The sequence below is a fragment of the Candidatus Dependentiae bacterium genome (genome assembly GCA_018266175.1).
In the GTDB taxonomy this organism is placed as follows: domain Bacteria; phylum Babelota; class Babeliae; order Babelales; family RVW-14; genus JAFEAY01.
In genome coordinates this window covers 45,965-65,022 of the sequence record JAFEAY010000010.1, presented here as the reverse complement: position 1 = coordinate 65,022, position 19,058 = coordinate 45,965, and the positions used below count along the sequence as shown (strand labels likewise).

General features: G+C 38.5%; 9 protein-coding genes. 5 read left to right on the top strand and 4 right to left on the bottom strand.

Annotation, left to right across the window (positions count from 1 at the left end; all coding sequences use genetic code 11):
- Nucleotides 1–9: 9 nt before the first annotated feature.
- Nucleotides 10–837, top strand: coding sequence for a hypothetical protein (locus JST56_02725; protein ID MBS1987885.1), 828 nt, complete (start codon nt 10–12; stop codon nt 835–837).
- Nucleotides 838–938: 101 nt separating this feature from the next.
- On the opposite strand, the gene JST56_02720 is transcribed toward JST56_02725, so the two are convergent.
- Nucleotides 939–1,082, bottom strand: a complete 144-nt coding sequence (locus tag JST56_02720) for a hypothetical protein (GenBank protein MBS1987884.1) — start codon at nt 1,080–1,082, stop codon at nt 939–941.
- A gap of 127 nt (nt 1,083–1,209) precedes the next feature.
- On the opposite strand from JST56_02720, the gene JST56_02715 reads away from it, so the two are divergent.
- From JST56_02715 to JST56_02705, 3 genes are all read left to right on the top strand, one after another.
- Entirely contained in the window at nt 1,210–3,396 is a 2,187-nt protein-coding gene (locus JST56_02715; protein ID MBS1987883.1) for a dual specificity protein phosphatase family protein, read from the top strand.
- A gap of 48 nt (nt 3,397–3,444) precedes the next feature.
- Complete coding sequence (locus JST56_02710; protein MBS1987882.1) at nt 3,445–5,526, top strand: hypothetical protein; 2,082 nt, start codon at nt 3,445–3,447, stop codon at nt 5,524–5,526.
- Between the two features lie 191 nt (nt 5,527–5,717).
- Nucleotides 5,718–7,040: an ATP-binding protein gene (locus JST56_02705; protein MBS1987881.1), complete on the top strand. Its 1,323-nt coding sequence runs from the start codon at nt 5,718–5,720 to the stop codon at nt 7,038–7,040.
- Between the two features lie 196 nt (nt 7,041–7,236).
- Here the strand turns inward: JST56_02705 and JST56_02700 are convergent, their stop codons facing one another.
- Both JST56_02700 and JST56_02695 read right to left on the bottom strand, forming a co-directional pair.
- Nucleotides 7,237–12,966: a hypothetical protein gene (locus JST56_02700; protein MBS1987880.1), complete on the bottom strand. Its 5,730-nt coding sequence runs from the start codon at nt 12,964–12,966 to the stop codon at nt 7,237–7,239.
- Nucleotides 12,967–12,984: 18 nt separating this feature from the next.
- Nucleotides 12,985–17,508, bottom strand: a complete 4,524-nt coding sequence (locus JST56_02695; protein ID MBS1987879.1) for a hypothetical protein — start codon at nt 17,506–17,508, stop codon at nt 12,985–12,987.
- Nucleotides 17,509–17,753: 245 nt separating this feature from the next.
- Here JST56_02695 and JST56_02690 point away from each other — a divergent pair, with 245 nt between their 5' ends.
- The gene (locus tag JST56_02690) at nt 17,754–18,263 is read left to right on the top strand and encodes a dual specificity protein phosphatase family protein (protein MBS1987878.1); all 510 of its coding nucleotides are present in this window, start codon (nt 17,754–17,756) and stop codon (nt 18,261–18,263) included.
- Between the two features lie 91 nt (nt 18,264–18,354).
- Here the strand turns inward: JST56_02690 and ndk are convergent, their stop codons facing one another.
- Nucleotides 18,355–18,888: a nucleoside-diphosphate kinase gene (gene ndk, locus JST56_02685; protein MBS1987877.1), complete on the bottom strand. Its 534-nt coding sequence runs from the start codon at nt 18,886–18,888 to the stop codon at nt 18,355–18,357.
- Between the last annotated feature and the right edge of the window lie 170 nt (nt 18,889–19,058).

Here is a 19,058-nt window from a genome sequence, read left to right as displayed (position 1 = left end):
GGAAAAATAATGAAGTTGTTGTACTCCATGGTTTTCAACGTAGTGTTACTTGCAGTGTACTCATTTGATGGGCTGCTTTTTGCAAGCCCAAAAAGATTGGAAAACGCTTATAAGTCTTGTGGGTTAAACGGTCAAGCGTATGCAGAAATACTAAGAGGTCGTCTTAAAACTATTGCTCCAAACCATACACAAGATACTATTCAACATTTGATTAAGAGCTTATTGCCATGCATAAACTGTAGCTCTTGCAATCAAATCATTGAGAGTGCAAGGCAAAATTTATTTGATGCATTGAGTAAAAATAGTAAAAAACGTGTCAAACGCTTGAGGTATTTTGTTATTTCATCGGTCTTACAGTCTTGTAAACAGCATGAGTGCGCAAGGAGTTCTTTATCTCAAGCAGGAAATAAACAAAATGTTCGTCTTCATATGCAAGAGGACTACCAAGATTATTTAGAAGAAGAATGGGAAGATGAGCGGGAGTTTTTTGCAACAAAAAAAGATAGAGCACAAAGAAAAAGAGCTTATAAGCAACGAAGAAAAGAACGAAGATTGCTCGAGCAATTAGAGGAGCAAGAGCTTGAGTTTGAAAAAGACCAATCGCGCTTTGATGAGCTTATCCAAGAAATTGATGATCAGCTTGCTGATCATTATGCCCAGGGTCTCTCTTGGTCTGATGATCAGTACGATGCCTATGAATCAGAGGATGATGAGCAAGAAGGTGGATACGAGAGCCAAGAAGATGACGAAGAAGAAAACCAGCCAGAAGAAGATTTTTATGCGATTGCAAAATCTCGTGGCTTTGCAAAATGGAGCAAGCCAAAAAAAGGTAAATGATACAATAATTTTGTGGCTGGAGAGTCTGATCAGGTCACCAGCCACAACCGTGTGTCTTAATCAATCTATCCAATACATTATAATGCTTGAGTTCGCGTTATTTATGATTCAGAAATAAGGAGTATTGCTTTGTGGTGACAGGCAATTCCCCACAACTCAACCTTCTTAATGCCCTGGCCTTGTAGCTCGACTGCATAGTTTTTATTTTTAATCTGCTCGAGTGCGCGGTTAGCGCATTGTTCCATTGTTTCTTTATCATCTTTCTTGTGTTAACCGCTCAAGAAAACGAATACAGCTAGAATCTTGCGTGGCTACCTGGATCTATGTTTTTATAAAATGTTAGTAACAATAAAAACAGGAGACGCTAAAATCATGGCCAAGCTCTATGAGTCTGTTCTCACCACACTCTTTCTTATAACCCTTGCATGCAGCCCCACGCTGACTGCTGCCGATGACCTTCCTACAAAGCTTGCAGATCTGCATGCCTCTTTGACAAGCCTCAAGCACAAGCTGCAAGCGCTTCAAAATGGTCTAATCTCTATTTACGAAAATTTGAATCAAGGCAAAGCTCCTTATTTTGTTGCAAGTAACATTAAAAAGTTTATTAACCTTAAAGTTGATGGTGTTACGGTTACTCTAGCTTCCGATGTTTTTGATGATACAACCGGTGAATTTTCTCAAACTATTACCTATCAGTTAACGCCTGGAACTCAAGCAACGCTTGAATTTAAGCACAATCGAGCTGCCAAGCAAGGCGTCATTACCATTCACTATTCAGGCCCTAACGAATATGCTCGTTGGGAAAAAGTTGCCGACTATGCGCAGATGATTGCAGCACTGATGGATGTAAGTGGCGCGGTTATGAGCATCGACCATAACGGTGTTACCTTTGCTTGGCCATTTCAAGAGAATCAGTGGTACAGCTCCCAGCTTGATGTTCTGGCCAAAATTACTTTATTACTTGCTCAAGCAACGGGAGGTCTTACACAAAAAGTTACGGATTCTGCTGGCAAAGAAAAAATAGTTGCGGGTCCAGTGATGAAAAAAAGCGGTGAAGCTTTTGATGCACTCAAAAAAATCATAAAAGATACAAACTTGGTGGAGCGTTTAAAAGGCTATATTTTGGATAGTTCACTGAATGGTCAACGCCCGAACTTTTTTTTAACAAAAGCCCTTGATGTGATTAAGGCCAGTGATGACGGGAATAATGATTGGCAAAAAGTTTTTGAAATCATCAAGCGATTTTTCCAAAAACCAGAGTACGCAGCACAAGCCGATCTTTTTTATTTTAAAGCCTGTCATACGCCATCACCAATAGACTTTGCCAAAACCCCTGACGAAGTCGTTATCCCTGATTACAAAACGTTAACTGAGCATGAACTCGATGTGTACGATCAAGATGTTACTCAAGATCCGGTAAAAAAAGTTTGCGCGGTGAGCAGTTTTCGCGGAGGGCTGATTCAAAATATTGTACAAAAAATAGTCAAAGACAAGCGGTATGAAACGTTCAGCCAAGTAACGTGGGTGGGTTTGCTGAACCTGATTGAGCAGCATGCTGACTTTTTTGCCCGTCGTGGAAGCTGGGGGAGATTTGGTCTTGGTGCAAGCACCGAGCTTAAGGTGATCCTACAGGCAGCAGGAAGTATTATCGATTTAAAAGATCAAGTTAAAAAAATAATTGATAGTGTTGGTGGCTATAGCCTGACGCGTGGTGATGCCCTGACCAAAGCAAATGCAACCAGTTTGTCTGCTTTGTATGTGCCACTCAGCTTAGGTACAGTTCCAGACGCTCAAGCTCTTGCGGAGCAATTTTTTGCAAACCAAGCGCATGATTTAATTACTCGGCAACCAACGCTTGATCTGTTTAAAAAAGCATATCAAGCCCTTAAGCCGGTACAGCTGCCAGCAACGTTAACTCAATTTATTTATGACGTTTGTCCATTTACGAACCAACAAAAAGAGCGAGAATTTAATCATCTTTATCAAAAAGATCTTAAATATACTCATTTTATAGATCAATGCCTTGAAGCGCTTAATTATTTACGAGAGCAGGGTCATGATTTTCATGCGCTTGATGCGGTACTTGCATTCAGGCTTGCAACACAAAATTTTTCCTGGGTTGCACCTCAGCTTCTTGCCGGCATGCAGCAGCCAGCCAGTACTCGTGATATAAAAATGCTTGAATGGTTGGGGATTGGCTTGATAGTTTCGTTAAATAAAGATTTAAATAACGAAGCTTGGTGGCCTGGTACATTGGGCAAACAAGGTCAAACAAGTGTTGTTGATAAATTTCTTTATATTCCAAGTGGCGATACACCAGAACCTGCTCAAATTCAAGAATTTTTGCAAGCGGTTGACCAAGCGCATAAGACAAAAAAAAGGGCGGTTGTTCATTGTCAGTTTGGCCAAAGTCGTACTGGAACAATGCTTGCGGTGTGGTTGATTGCACGGCACGGGATGTCGCCACGACAAGCGATTGATTATCTCAGAACAATCCGACATCCATCGATTGATTCCAATCAAGAGAAGTTTGTTGAGAAATATAAACCGAGTAATTAAGTGAGTAATTGGGGCGTATAAAAATAACTGATTTATAGAGGAGTTGGTATGAAGCAGTATGGTAAAATATTTTTAATGGCAATAACCATGAGCTTGGTATGCTCACTGGCGGCTGATGAGTTGAGCGACCGCATTCAAGGATTGCATCAAAACCTTGTTCAGTTGAGGGCTAAGCTTGAAGCCTTGAAGAATGGGCTTGAGGCTATTTCACAGCATCTACGCGGTGATGCTGTTGAGATTGAAGAGATAAAAATTGAACCCAAAATTGATTATCGAAATTTTAGTCAAAAAGTAAATGAAATACTTAATACTCTTGAGCATGATATTTCCCAGCAAGATGCTGATCTAGTCAACGAGGTTAAAGTATTTAGAAGTTCTCTTATTGATGGTCATAACCGAGATGCATTAAGAAATATTGATGCTCAAAATATTGAACAAGCAATTCAGGTGATTAAAAGTGCTTGTGAGAAGCTTGTGAATAGCCTGCTTGAGAAGTATAGCCATGCAAAAATTCTTAAAGTGCAAAGATCTTTGGCAGACCAACATTCTTATCATCATGCTGTTAGTTGGATTTCTGACGACACAAGTGATGTGGGAGTGGATACGATAAGGTCTTATACAGATGTTTTAAAGTCTTGTATAGAAAATGGGCAAAAACAAGATGCTGAAATTTTAAAAGCTATTCTTCCAAAAATTGGATGGAGAAGTCCTGGCTCACGCCTTGCATTTTCGCTTCTTGAAAATGGATTTTACGAGCCAAACTTTTTATGGTGGGCTGCAACAGCTATTCTCTGGTATATCGGACAAGGACATGGAGTTAAAAATCAATATCAGCCTTCGCTTGATGGGGCACTTTATTACCTTCTCAATGGATTGAGCCATACGCAATTTAGAATGCCTTTAATCACATCTCAAAATGCTTTAACTAATATTTTGCTTGCTTGCAGAGATTATACCAACAGTAAAAAAATACGGTTTCCAGGAGAAGCTGCTGTGCCAATTCCTTCTGATAAGCAATCTGCAAAAGAATTAATTATAGATGGGGTAAGCTATCAAGTTTTTTTCACTGAAGCAAATCTAGGTAGGGGTTATAGTTTAACAGGGCAACAAGTTCGAGCAGAAGTTCTTGCAACATTATATGCACGATTTTTAATGGATGAGATAATAGGGCTCGAACAAGAAGTAATTCGTATTAAGAAGCGTCATGAAAAAGAAGTGCGTCGTCAGCGTGACGAAGAAGATCGTAAGCGACGTGAGAATGAACAACGTGAACGAGAAGAACAGCGTTTTCAGCTAGAAGAAAAAGAGCGTATTCGCCTAGAAGAAGAGAAAAAAAGATTAGCTGCTCTTGAAGAAAAAGATCGAAAAGAAGCACAAGAGCGTTTTCAGCGAGAAGAAGAAGAACGTCGTCAACGTAAAGAAGAAGAAGAAGAAAATCTTCGTAAGGAAGATGAACGTCGACGTGAGGAAGAAGAGGATCGATTATTTAATGAATCTATTAGTGAAATTAAGGATGAAGTTAAAGTAGTTGAAAAACAATCGATTGAGTTGAATGGCTTACTTGAAGTTATAAAGTTGATTGCAGCGATAGATAGTAATCAAGACATTATTGATGCTGCTTCTAAGCATTCTGATGCAAGAGTAAGAGCATTTAAATTTATTGATTACCTTGGATGGCTTTTACAGTATATTAATGCGAACGAATTACGTTCTAACAAATCGCTCAATGAGCTTCTAGGTTATACTGATAAGATTGTCAGAAATATTCTTGCAAGTGGACCTACATTGCAGAATATGTTCATAAGAATACAGCAAACTAATGAGCTTAAAGTTGTAGCAGAGCTTATGAGATGTCTTCTATTAATTAAAGATCATCAAATTATCTTGCCGGTAGGAGAAAACCGGCTTACTATAATTGATCCTGCTTCTCATAAAACTTATGCCGCAGATTCTAGTAATCCTTCGAATACTAATATTTTAAAAAATTATTTTAGAGTTATTGCACGTGCTGATAACAATGCTAAAGAAGAAGCCCAAGAATTTTATGATCAGCATAAAAATAGCCTTAAAATGGGTTTTAAAAAGACGCTCATGGATCATCTAAAAGAAGAACTCGATAAACAAAAATAATAAACGTTTTTAATTTCAAGGCCCCCGGGAATTACAACCCGGGGGCCAATTTCATTGATAGACCAAAAAAGTCTATCCAGGCAATTTCTCCCGCCGAAGGATTTTTTCACAATGCCTTGACACTTTTGCGTCGCAATTTTAACATTAAGGTGTTAATTTTGTCATGCAAAAGCGTTATTTTGAGTTTAAAAATGAAGAAATACATTGTAAGAGCTAATGAAGCCTTCCTTTTTGAGTCGTTTGAGCGGCCGTTCATCAGTGCCCTTTTGGGCCCCCGTCGTGTTGGAAAAACAACACTGCTTGAATATTACATGAACCTTAATCCTGAGAAGAAGTGGGTTCACTTGAACATGGACGTGCTCAGCCAAAGAAACAGAGTTATAGCCGAAGAGCTTGAGTTGATGATTGAGCAGGCTGCACTTCAAAAAATTGGAGGGCAAAAAAAGCTCTGGGTTTTTATTGATGAAGCACAAAAATGCCCTGCTTTATTTGATCAAATAAAGATTATATACGATACCCATAAAGGGAGAGACTCTATAAAATTTCTTCTTACTGGATCAGCGCATCTTAATTTACATAAATTAACTGCAGAATCTTTAGCGGGTAGAGTTGAGCTTTTAAATTTGCGTGAGTTTAACCTCAGAGAAACGACACATTTTTTGCATGAGGGAATTTCATTACCACCGCACCATGTCTTTGACCTTATTTTTTCTGAAAAAGATGTGCAAGCGTTGAAAGATTTTATGGTACAGATGAGTCCTTTTCAAAATATTTTGCAGGAATCATTACACAACCATCTGGTATGGGGTGGCCTTCCAGAAGTCATAGCGGCAGCAACGGAATCGTTGCGCTTAAAATATTTAGGTGATTATTTGCAGACTTATTTAGAAAAAGACATTCGCGCTATTGATTCAATCGGCGATTTAAATATGTATCAAAATCTGATGAAAATTTGTGCCGAAATTACTGGATCTGTTCGAGATGATAAAAAAATTATGGATGCCTTGCATTGCTCAAGAGCTACCCTTTCAAAATATCGAGACTACTTACTTGCCACACTGCAATACACTGAATTATTTCCTTACATCAGAAGTTCTATCAAGCGGTTAGTGAAATCACCAAAGGGCTATTTGATTAACAACGGATTGGTCAGTTACTTGACTGGTATTCATGAGATTACCGTTTTGAAAAGTACCGCATTGATAGGTCATCGACTTGAAACCTGGTTTCTTAACGAGTTACAAACGTGGCTTGATACTCAATCAGAAAATCATCAAATTCATTTTTGGCGAACTGCTGGGGGAGCTGAGGTTGATTTTGTTGTTGCGCTTGGAAGGCGAATTATTCCATTCGAAATTACTTATTCTTCTCAGATTGAAACGAAAAAATTCAATAATCTGAAAAGCTTTATGGCCGCTACACCTCAGGCATCGCTGGGTGTTTTTTGTTACATGGGGCCTCTTTCATTTGATGAAAAGAATAAAATACTTTTTCTGCCGGCATCGATGATTTAGGAAAGCGATTTTCTCATCAACAGAGTAAATAATTCTAATTTCAAGGCCCCCGGGTTGTAATTCCTGGGGGCCTTTATTCATTCTTGTATCAACAATAATTAAAATCAATAATCACCAATTATACCCACTACTACCGCTACCAAAACTGCTTCCATAAGAACCAGAGCTCAACCAGCTACCAATAGCCACTGCCATATCAGTATGCATGGGGGTTAATGAGATCTTCGAGCATTTTTTTTGTATATCCAGGTGGTGTCTGTATAAAACTCAGACGATCCCAGATTGATATGATCTTTTGAAGTACTTTTTTTGCCAGATCATTATCTCTATAGTTAGAATAAAGGTTTGAAAGTACTCCTTTTGCCTCATTAATTAAACTTCTTAAAAACTCTGCTGATCTAACTTCTGCATCAAGGAAGATGAGTGTTGCAAATAGTTTTTCAATGGGCGTAATAGAATATGATGCCATAGTATTCTTAGCAAAGCCTTCCAATTCCAAAGCCTTCTTTCTCCTAAGCGCAGTGACACAGAGTTGTACAAATAGATCTTTTTCGTCTTGCTTGGTTTTAATAATAGTATCAAGAACATCATGTTTGATTGAATCAAGAAGCTGCTTATCAGCCAAGTTGATAAGATTCTGATCATCAGGGAATTTTTGGTAAATGGTTTCGATTATGTACAAAATAAGAGGGTTTGTTGTATTTGAACTATAACGACTATAAGCAGGTTTAGGTATAAAGTACCCATCTTCAAGCTTCTTACGAAAGTAAGCTTTAACGACGTCATCTAACTTATTTCGCCACTCTGGGCTTGAGAGATTATTTTTGAACTGAGCAAAATTCGTTTTTATATTTTTGTTTTCACTACGATCTAAAATAGACGAGAGCAGGCTACGATAACCAAGTATACCGGTTATTGTTTCGATTAACTTGAGTGCTCTCTCAAAAGAATCATCAGTTTCATCAGTTGCTATTTTTGCAATAAGCGTATCGAGTTGCTTGAGCTTAACGGTATTAATTTTTTCAAGATATGGAGCAAGTGTATTTTGAAGGCTATTGTCTTGCTGTAATGTTGCAAATAAAGTGTTTGCATTTTCGCGTATCAAATAATCTTTGTGGCTAAGACTATCTCCAACCAGGCGAGCAAAAGTTTCTTTTTCTTTTGGATTCATGGTGTTCTCGACTTTTTGGTACAGAGCTGTGCATGCAGGGGTGCGTAAAATGTTACTGCCTCGTTGTACAAAAAATTGCTTTAGGTCTGCGCCTGAAAGTGGTTGAACTTTTGGATCACCATAGGGAGCGTTTCTGTAATAGGCATTATAAACAGCTGAGTTATTGCCGTAATCGCTCTGTGTAACCAATTGCCTGAGTATTTCAGTTTTGCGAGCTTGTAGGTCGGCAGGAAGTGCATCAATAAATGCTTTGAAACTAACTTCGGGTGTCGTATCATATTGATGTTTTTGATAATTGTAAGTTCGCGTTTCCGGAATATTTATAGTATCCCACTGATCAACGATATATTCTTGATGAGCTTCAATCAGGTTGAGAAATGCTAGTTTTTGATCAGCGTTTAATGCGTCTTTTAGCTCAATAAGCTTTATAAGAATTGCTCGAATATTAGCATGTTTATATCTTTTAATATCACGTGTTCCTGTTCCTGCAAGTTCATAGAAATTATTCGGGGTAATACCATAAAATACTTCTTTATTTTCACCATACATATCAGGAGCTAAGGGCAAGCGGTACAAATAAATTTCTGAATTAAGAGCGTATTCCCCACCTGGTTCAAGAAGTTTACTTGCAATTTTCATGAGATGATTAATTGTATTATTACTAATATTATCTTGAGTTAAGTTGTCAAGGGCTAAATTAAAGAAGCAGTGAATACGTGGGTATTTGGTTGCGCAAAGCTCTATCACTTTATTCATCTGACTATCATCAAAGTAATGACTGGCGCTGCTTTGATCATTAGCACCAGCAATAGCGCACAAAGTTTGAATGATAGCTTGTAGTTTGATTATTGTTGATTCTGGATTTTTGCTATCAAGAGACCATGTAGCATCAAATCCTTTTGTCATAAAAGTAGTACGAGGTTTTTCGCCTATGTTTTGATTTAATCCTTCATATTCTACATAATCTGTACATCTTTCCCATCGAGCATAGTGGTCTGCCCCAAACATACTGAAGGTGAGTGAGCATTGCTCTGTTTTAGTGTTATAGATAAGTTTTACTGCGGCACTATGGAGCCCTTGTGGGAAATTATACTTTCGTGTGAGTATATTATTTTTAAAGAGAGTTCCAACAAGGCTTGGTCTATAACTTCCATATTGCAATCCACCTTCAATTATTCCCCAGTTCTTTTTCTTACCAGCAATATGTTTATCAAGTGTTTGAACTGTTTGTGGTAGCTGTTCATCTTTAAAACCATATTGGTTCATAAATTTTGTGATTACAATCAGAAGGCTTTGATGGGTGAAGGTAAAAAGTTCTTCATGTGTATTTGCGGCAAGTCTGTCTGCGGCTTGCCCTGCTTGTGTAGAACCAATAGCAGAACCTTCAGCATGAACTTTTGCTTGTAGCTGTTCAGCGTCATTCGTTTTTTTTATGAGCGTTTCTTTTAACAGCTTGTCTGCTTTTTCGAGTTGTGATGTTATACTCTGATTGAGGTTTTGTCCTGCAAATATCCACTGAATAGAGCTATCTAGTGAAAGTTGATACCATTTTTGCAGCAGTTTAAGATATTTTTCAAGCATCAGATGAAAAGCAAAAATTTTATCTTTTTGTGTGCTGATTTGCTTTTTTAACAATGCTTCATCTGCGCGAACTGCATTAAAAGATTTACCATCGGCAAGTTCGGTGACTATAAATTTTGTGCTGCCGGTAACCGCTTTGATCGCGGCATCAAATTTTGTAACCAGCTCTTCCATCACACCTAGTGCTGCAAGCTTTCCAAGGCCTTGAGCATTCTTAAACTTTTCCATAAAGAGGTTGTCTTGAATAAAATAATCTAAAATATTTCCTGGGTCAGCTTGAAAGGCGTTCCAATTTTTCAGAAAAGTTGTGGGATCTTCAAAGCCGGCTACGTTAACATCTTCAATGAGCTGTTTGTATTTCAAAAGTTCTATTAAAAATGCTTGTGAATCATCAAATTCTTTAATTAATTGAGCTAAATCGTTTAAAGCGTTAGGAAATGAGGTATGCAGCCATAAATCGAGCATATCAAGCTTGCCTAACGTTATGAGCATTTGATAAAACTTGGCTTTATTGTTGTCATCATCTGAAATAGTTTGAGCTCCAAGTTCTGCTTTTACCTTATCTAAGTCTTTTTGAAGTTCCTGTCGAAGTTCATCATTTTTACTCCCAGGTTTAAGAGCTTGCATACTCTTTTCAAGCCAAGCAATCTGGCGCTGGAGTTTGCTTACTTTCATGATTTCTTGCATCGATTTACCGGTGTTATCAAGTGAATCTATAAAAACTTTCCATGTATCCTTGAGATCTTGAGTTAATCCACGAGAAGTCAGAATCCCTGCTAGCTTCCCGTATGTATCTGTTGTTGTTACTGCTTCGTTACCCTTTTTCTCTTCTTTCATTTGTGTCCACAGTTTTATAACAGAATCGCCATAAAGCCCTTCGGAGTCTTTATGGTGCTGAAAGAGGATTGTTTCAAGAAAATGGATTGGGAAGAGTCGTTTTCCGAGATAATTTTCGTCTCCTGAGTTAATAGTTAAGTTTTCAAGCAGGTTTGAAATAATCAGAGCAGCATATGTTTGCAGCTGATGAATGCGTTCAGCATAATCCGCTTGAGGCGGCATAAAGTTAAATACAAGCCAGAGCTTTGCAAGAGCTTCTTGCGCTTCTTGCGGTGTTCCTGTTTTGACCAGATAGATCCAGTCTTTTAATTGCCGTGCCAATTTATTAACGGGTAGTTGGAAATTTTCTAATTGGTCTTGCATCGATATGTTTCCAAAAAGTTTTGCATTGAGCTCTTGGAATAAAATTTTTCGTTGTTCAGATGTAATGTTTCCCTGAATTGATACACGTTGTGGCAGTGGGTAGCTGATCCATCCATTTTTTGCTAAACCATTATGAATAAAATCTTCGATAATTTTTTCTTGTTCAGCATTAAAGCTATCTTCCCATTGAGCAACAAATTGTTGTTGTGTATCAAGAATCAGTTTTGCGCTTTCTGACTCTGCCCACCCAGCAAGTGTGTCAAAGTCCTTCTCAATGGCTATAACTGGTTTGGATTCACTACGGAAAGCGGTCGCTTCATGAGATGTTGCAGGAGCCATTTCACCAATCAAAATAGCCTGAACATCATTTTTATTGTCACGGCTTTGATAGCTTGAAAGTGCTTCGCCAATTCCTTTTTTTACAACAGATCCATCTTTTCCATTGATAAACCTAAGCGCGCCGCCGGCAGCTCCAATTGCCTGTCCGTCCAATTTGGTAAGGCCTTGGATTGTTAGATGATTCAAATCAAGATAGGAAGCTTGTTGTTGTTTTGTGTCGTGAACTATGGGACGAGCCTGGACGATGTAGATCGTTTTCTTTTTATTTTCATTCAGAATAACATACTCAACGTCCATCGGCTTTTTGTAATAATCTTCCAGAGCGGTTGCTAAGAGTTTGAGCGCTTTAACCGCATTAGGCTCAAGTGTGGAGAGATCGATAAGTGCATTTCCATTATCTACTCTTCCTAGTTTGCCTTCGCCAAGAGGTTTAATGCGGAATCGTTTCTGCTTAATGAGTGAATGGATGATGCCAGAGTCATCAGTGTAATAGGTGTCGACGGTAACAATGCTATTTACAACACCTTCGTTATGGCCAAAGGCTGCTTGGATAATGGTAACTCCTGTAGTTTTAATTTTGTAATTTTCATCACGAAGGCGTTGTTTTGATAAAGCTCCCTCAGCTTCTTCGGTAAACATAACACCGCAACGGGGGAGTGGCTTATCTTCTTTTTCTCCGATCATTCGCTGAATGAGCACGGGCGTAAATGGCGCTTCGATGATTGACTCGTCACCAGCACCAAGCCGCTGTGTGAGTGACTTTGCACCAAAATATGATGGAACAACGGCAAGGCGGTCGTTTTCTCCAATTCCAATGGCATTGATAAGGGCCTCTGCCGTTGGTGAGACGTTCGCAATACTTTCGTTGCCTCCAGCGTTGGCAAGTTTGTCGGTATCCTCTTTGCCGGTACTTCGGACCATAAACTTTTCGCCCTGCGCAGCAATTTTTGTAATAAGATTTTTGAGCTCTTCGCGGTCGAGTGCAGTGAGGGTGGTAATTATTTCATCGATAGATTGAGATCCTATGTAAATATTATTGAATTTTTCTTTGATTGTAGTTTCAATTTTTTTTGCCTCATCAAAAAATCCAGGTGGGTATTTTTTATCTTTAAGCGCTTTTTTAAATTCGTCATGAGATGGAAAATATTTTTTGATAAGCGCTTTCCATTCTTCGGCAACATCAAGATTTATAGCTGGAGTTTTTAAGAAATCTTGTATTTGTTGTGATGTAATGCCAAAAAACTCAGGAACGGCAAATTCGTAACCAAGATCTTGGACCGCTTGATGAGCATTAATGATGGTGCACAGCTCATTAAGTTGCATTAAATTAGCAGTTTTATAACCATAGCCAACCATTTCTGCGTTCGTATACAGCTCTGTTTCCATATCTTTATATGTTTGTTCAGCTTGATTACCGTAATACTTATCGGGCAATAGCCCTTTGCTTGGAGCCTCTCGCCCTTCTAATCGGTCTTTAAGTTTGGTGAGCGAGGTTTTAAGCGTGCCGAGCTTACCTTTGAGTTGACCAAGTTTACCTTGTAGTTGGGTAAGTTGATCCGGAAGGTCGGCAGCAAGCGGTAAGGTCGATATACTGCATAGAAGTAGAAAAATAATCTTTAAAAAATATCTATTCATGAGGCTCCTTTTTATATTTTAAATGACTGGAACAACTCTTCTAAAATCAGCTTGAAGAGACGTATGATTTGTTGTTTGTAAGTTTGAAAGTTTATTGGCTTTCTTCAGTTCATTCAGTTTATCCATAAGCAAGCGAATATTGGTGTATTTATATGTTTCAATATCATCGTATCCTACAAGCGAATAAAAGTTTTCAGGTGTGAGGTTATAAAAAATAGCTTTATCTACTGTGGGATGGTCAGCATCAGGTTTGTGTTTCCTACGGAAAAAGAAGATTTCTGAATTAAGCGCATAGTCTTTGCCTGCAAAAAGTTTTTGGGTAATTGTTATGAGTTGATCAATTTCGATAGGGCCATAATCATTAGTTTTAAGATGCTCAAGCGCGGCAGGGAGCGCAGAATGTATACGCACTTTACTGTCTGCAGAAAGCTCGATAATTTTTTTAAAGATGGTAGCGTTCATTGCAATCTTGGAAGCTATATTTCCACTTGAAGCTATTGCACACAGATCCGTAATGAGTTGCCCTACTGTATTCATATCGGCAGGTTTTTTGATAAGCCAGTTAATCTCAAATCCTTTTCCTTGAGTAGATGCTTTTAACTGAACGCGATCAAGACTTTTAAGCTCTGCATAATCAATACATTGTGGCCATCGGTTGAGGTGATTTCCGCCAAACATACTGAAGTGAACAGTCGTTGACTTTGAGCTTGTGTTATAAATAACTTTTATAGTGGCGCTGTGATTGTCTTGAGGGAAATTGTACAAGAGGGTGAGTTTGTTTGCTTGAAGGAGTGTTCCGAGTAAAGCTGGCTTGGTATTATAATTACTATATCGCAAGTTTTTAATCTGTTGATTAATTGTTTGGAGAAAACTTGGTAATTGATTTTCTTGAATACCATACTTACTGGAAAGTTTTGCAATAATTACCAACAAGCTCTGGTGACAAAAGGTAAAAAAGTCTTCATGGGTCTTAGGTGTTGTTGTATTATACCACGTTGCTTGCGATCCAATGACTGCTCCTCCAACACTAAATCCTGGTGATGGTCTGAGTTCAGAATCAAGGTTGGTTTTATTTCCAAGCTCTGAAAGGATTGCTCGTGCTTGATTGTTTATAATATCACTAACCAGCTCTCCCCTATTGTAGGGAGGAAGAAATAGCCTTAACGACTCTAAGAGTTCAAGCCATTTTTGTAGCAGTTCAAAATACCGTTCAAGCATGAGATGAAAAGTAAAAATTTTATCTTTTTTGATATCAATTTGTTCTTTTAATGAGTTTTGATCAGCTTTTATATCATCGAATGATTTTCCTATGGGGAGATTGGTTGCTGCAAATTTTGTACTACCGGTAACTGTTTTAATCGCAGCATCAAATTTTGTAACCAGTTCTTCCATAACCCCAAGGGCTGCAAGTTTTCCGAGTTTTGATGTGCTTACAAATGATTGAATGAGATTTGTAACAAAATAATTAAAGATATTATCTTGAAATTCGTTCCAATTTGTTAGAAATGTTTTTGGGTTTTCAAAGCCGGCAAGATTTACATCTTGGAGGCGTTTTTTGTAATCAAGAAGAGTGTCCAAAAAGGCTTTTGAATTGTCTACTTCATTGGTTAAGTTACTGATATTTTGGTCTTGGGCAAAAGAGGTATGCAGCCAAAGTTCAAGTATATCGAGTTTGCCCAATGAGAGAAGCATCTGATAAAACTTTGCTTTTTGTTTTTCGGTATTTGAAATGGTTCTACCGTTAAGTTCTTGTTTTAGCGTGTTTAAACCTAGAGGAGCTTCTTTTGTTCCGTCCAGAAGCGCCTGTCTCAACTGATTATTTTTTTCATTGGGGTATTTAGCCAGAACATCAATACGCTTTTGAAGCGAACTTATTTGGTCTGTAAGCTTCTGGATTTTAGAAATTTCTTGCATAGGCTTACCGGTCAGATCAAGTTGCCTAATTGTCTGAATCCAACGATTTTTAAGGTCATCGGTAAGCGCATGTTGGCCAAGAATTGCAGCAAGCTTGGTAAAGGGATCTTTAGGTACTCCTTTTTGTCCGGGCAAAACGGCTTGCGTGACTACTTCAATTCCTTTTGTTTCTTTTCTTATTTGAGTCCACAGTTTGATAACTGAATCGCCATAAAGACCCGTAACATCGTGATGATGTTGAAAGAGAAGTGTCTCTAAAAAGTGAATAGGGAAGAGGCGCTTGCTCAAATAGGCATCATTTCTTGTCCCATCGGGATTTTTAGGTTGAATATTTAAGTTTGGTATGAGGTTGGTGATGATGAGCCCTGCGTAATGCAAAAACGAACGAATACGATCTTGATAGCCCTGACGAATTGGTAAAGCGTTACAAAAAAGCCAAATATTTTTTAGAGCTTCTTGTGCATCAACTTCTCGAGCAGTTTTAACAAGTTTGATTTGTTGTTTTATAAAAAAAATAGAGCTGCGTTGAATTTTTAGGTGTTGTTTGAATTCTGCACGCTGTTGATCTGATATTTCATCAGTCCCAAAAAAAGCCTGATTGACCGATTTATAGATGTCTTGAACTAATCCAGGTAAATACATGCTCATGACCGAAACTTGTTGTGGTAGGGGATAGTTGATCCAATTTGGAAGTGCCGCTCCATTGCCTAACAATCTAGCAAGATTAAATCCTTCACCGGGCCATTGGGTAACAAATTGTTGTTGAGCATCAAGAATAATTTTGGGGGTATCTTGCTGTGACCAGTCTTGGACATGTTCAAAATCTTTTTCAATACTCATGACCGGTTTGAGTTCGCTGCGAAAAGTAGTAGCCTCGTGGGATGTTGCAGGCGCTATTTCATTGATTAAAATAGCTTTAACATCTTTTGGATTAAGGCTGGCTTGATAGGTTGCAAGTGCTTCACCAATATTATTTTTAATAATTACTTGATGCTTTGTTCCTATAAACTGCAGGGTGCCACCACCCACACCAATTGCTTGGCCAGGAATTTTTTGCAGACTCTTAACCATTGGATGATCAAGATCTAGATAGAACGGTTCTGGTTGAGTAGGGTTATGAACGATGGGGCGAGCTTGGACGATATAAATAATGTCTAACCCTTCATCATGCAGAATAACATACTCAACATCCATGGGCTTTTTGTAATAATCTTCAAGCGCGCTTGCAAAGAGCTTGAGAGCAATAACTGCTTGAGGCTCCAGCACAGGCAGGTCAACAAGCGCCGCATTATTTTTTTGTTGAGCGAGCTTGCCTTCACCCGAGGGAGCTCTCCTAAAGTTTTTTTGTCTGATGAGCGGGTGAATAAGTCCAGAGTTATCAACAAAGTAGGTATCAACAGTAACAAGGCTGTTGACGACTCCTTCGTTATGGCCAAACGCCGCTTGAATGATCGAGATCCCACTCGTTTTAATTTTTTGATTTTCATCACGATAACGAGCTTTTGTGTGGATTTCATCTTCAGCAATAACATTACCGTCTTTATCTACAAATTTCCCTGCGACATTTTTTCTAAACCGTTTTGATACAGCTCCTTCAGTTTCTTCAGTGAACATAACACCACAGCGAGGGAGTCGTTGGCCTTTTTTTTCTCCAATCATTCGTTGCATGACAACAGGGGTAAAGGGAGCTTCTCGTAGCGAAAGGTCACCGGCACCAAGTCGCTGAGTCAAAGATTTAGCGCTAAAATAAGATGAAACCACGCCCGTTTTATCCTTTTCACCAACACCTAGGGCGAGCAAAATATCTTTTGTTGTTGGAGAAACGTTGGCGATGCTTTCGTTACCTCCAGCGTTGGCCAGTTTGTCCGTATCTTCTTTGCCAGAGCTTCGCACCATCAGCTTTTCATTTCGATTTTTAAGGGCTGCGATGAGTGTTGTTATATTTTGTTTTTGTGTTTGATCTAGTGTTGTGATGATATCCTCGAGAGCTTGATCTGACTTGGTGTTAGCAACATGCTCAAATATTCGTTTAATCTCATGCTCAAGTTTTTCTGCATCATCTAAAAAGCCATCAGGAAATTTTTTATTCTGGATTGCTTGCTGAAGTGCTTCGAGGCTTGGAAGATACCTATTAATAATAATTTGCCAGCGCTGTACTAGGTCAAGTTTGTGAGGAGCAGGGAGCCCTTTAAGGAAGTCTTGTATTTGTTGAGATGAGATCATAATAAAATCGGGGACTGCAAAGGTATAGCCAATATTAAGTTTGGCTATCGCATTGTTGGCAAGACGGCAAACCTTTTGAAGTTGTATAAGGTTAGCAGTTTTATAGCCATATCCATTGGTCTCAGCATTGGTAATAATATTTTGTTCAAGTTCAACAAGTGTTTGTTCTGCTTGAGCGCCGTAATATTGATTAGGTAAAAAACCCTGCTCAAAGTTTATTGATATTTGTTCAGGTTGTTCCAATTTATTCTTAAGCTTCCTTAATGATTCCTTAAGCGAGCCAAGTTTTCCTTTGAGTTGACCAAGTTTTCCTTGCAGCTGAACGAGCTGTCCTGGCAGATCTGCACAAACAGAGTTCCCTATTACTAAGATAAAAAATATGATTTTAAGAAAATAATGGAGCATAACAACCTCTTTTACACTGACTTGTTTGTGGATTTGCTGATTATTTCATTTCTGAGGATAAAAGATCAATAAATGGAGGAATAGATCTGAAATACCCACAAGGGGAGCTTCAGGTTAATTCAGGTTTAAAATGTCATAAAATGTTGATAAATATAACTATTTTATTCTATTTGACATTTTTATTATTTATTCTAGACTGAATGAGTAAGTTAAATTATCTTATAGTGATTAATAGGAGTTTTGTTATGAAAAGATTTATAATGACTATCGTAGCGTTAGTTTTTGCAACTGCAGGTTTACAGGCGATGCAGCCGGATCATTTTTCTTGGGTTGAAGCTGGAAAAATGGCAGGTATGGCTTGTCCAGAAAAGCAAGAGCATATTGAATGGCTTAAAGCTCAAAATATTGGTTTGATTGTTACGCTCACCGAAAAATCACTCGAGCAACAAGGTTTGCTTCCAGTTGATGGGATAGAATTTTATCATATTCAAGTTCCGAATATGGGAGTACCTCACAAAGAGCAAGTTGATCAGTTTATCGAGCGAGCAAATCAAGTGATTGCGCAAAATAAAGCGGTTATCGTTCACTGCCAGGCAGGAATTGGTCGCACAGGAACATTTCTTGCATGTTGGCTTGGTAAGTATCTTAACTCTACTTCAGGAGTTGAAACGGTAAAAGAGCTTCGCAGAAGACGTGAGTTTTCACTTTCAACCGATGCACAAAAAGCATTCGTTGCTCGGTACTTAGCTCACTAAAAATTAGAAAAAATATAAAAGTCCCCAGAAAGTTTTATCACTCTCTGGGGACTTTTATTTTAAATCGTTAAAGATCTTAAAATAGAAAAGCTTACTGTCCCAAATCTGGGAACATCAATCTAATTTCTCGAGCTGCCGATTCTGGTGCATCAGATCCATGTACTGCGTTAGTGCTCATGCTTGCGCCATAGAGCTTACGTAATGTTTCAGGCGCCGCTTGTTCAGGATTGGTGCTGCCCATGAGCTCTCGCCATGCCTTGATTGCATTTTCTTTGCTCAAGGTCATAAGAATAACTGGTCCGCTGGTCATGAATGAAACAAGCTCTGCAAAAAACTTTTTGCCGTTATGTTCAGCATAAAATTCTTCAGCCTGTTTTTGTGAGAGGGTTACTTTTTTCATGGCGATAATTTCAAAGCCTTCGCTTTCAATGCGGTCGATAATTTTACCGCTGTTCTTTGCAGCAACCGCATCAGGCTTGATCATTGCAAATGTTTGTTCGCTCTGAGTTGGCCAGAGTTTAGTACAGCAAGAGAAGCAGCCGAAATAGTTTTTAGCAACAAAAAGTCCGGCAGCAACAAGCAATACAAGGCTACTAGCAAGAAGCCACTTCGTACATGTTTTCATAGATAATCCTTAAGTTCTTGAGGGACAATAAACAGAATACAGAACATAAGCGTAGTGATTTGGTTGATTAAATCAAATGGAATTTGTGGCGGGTTAACGCGAAATTTTTTGTAGGTAAGCGCCCCGATTAAGTTTTCATAGTTTTTGACGTTTTCTGAATTATCGAGTTC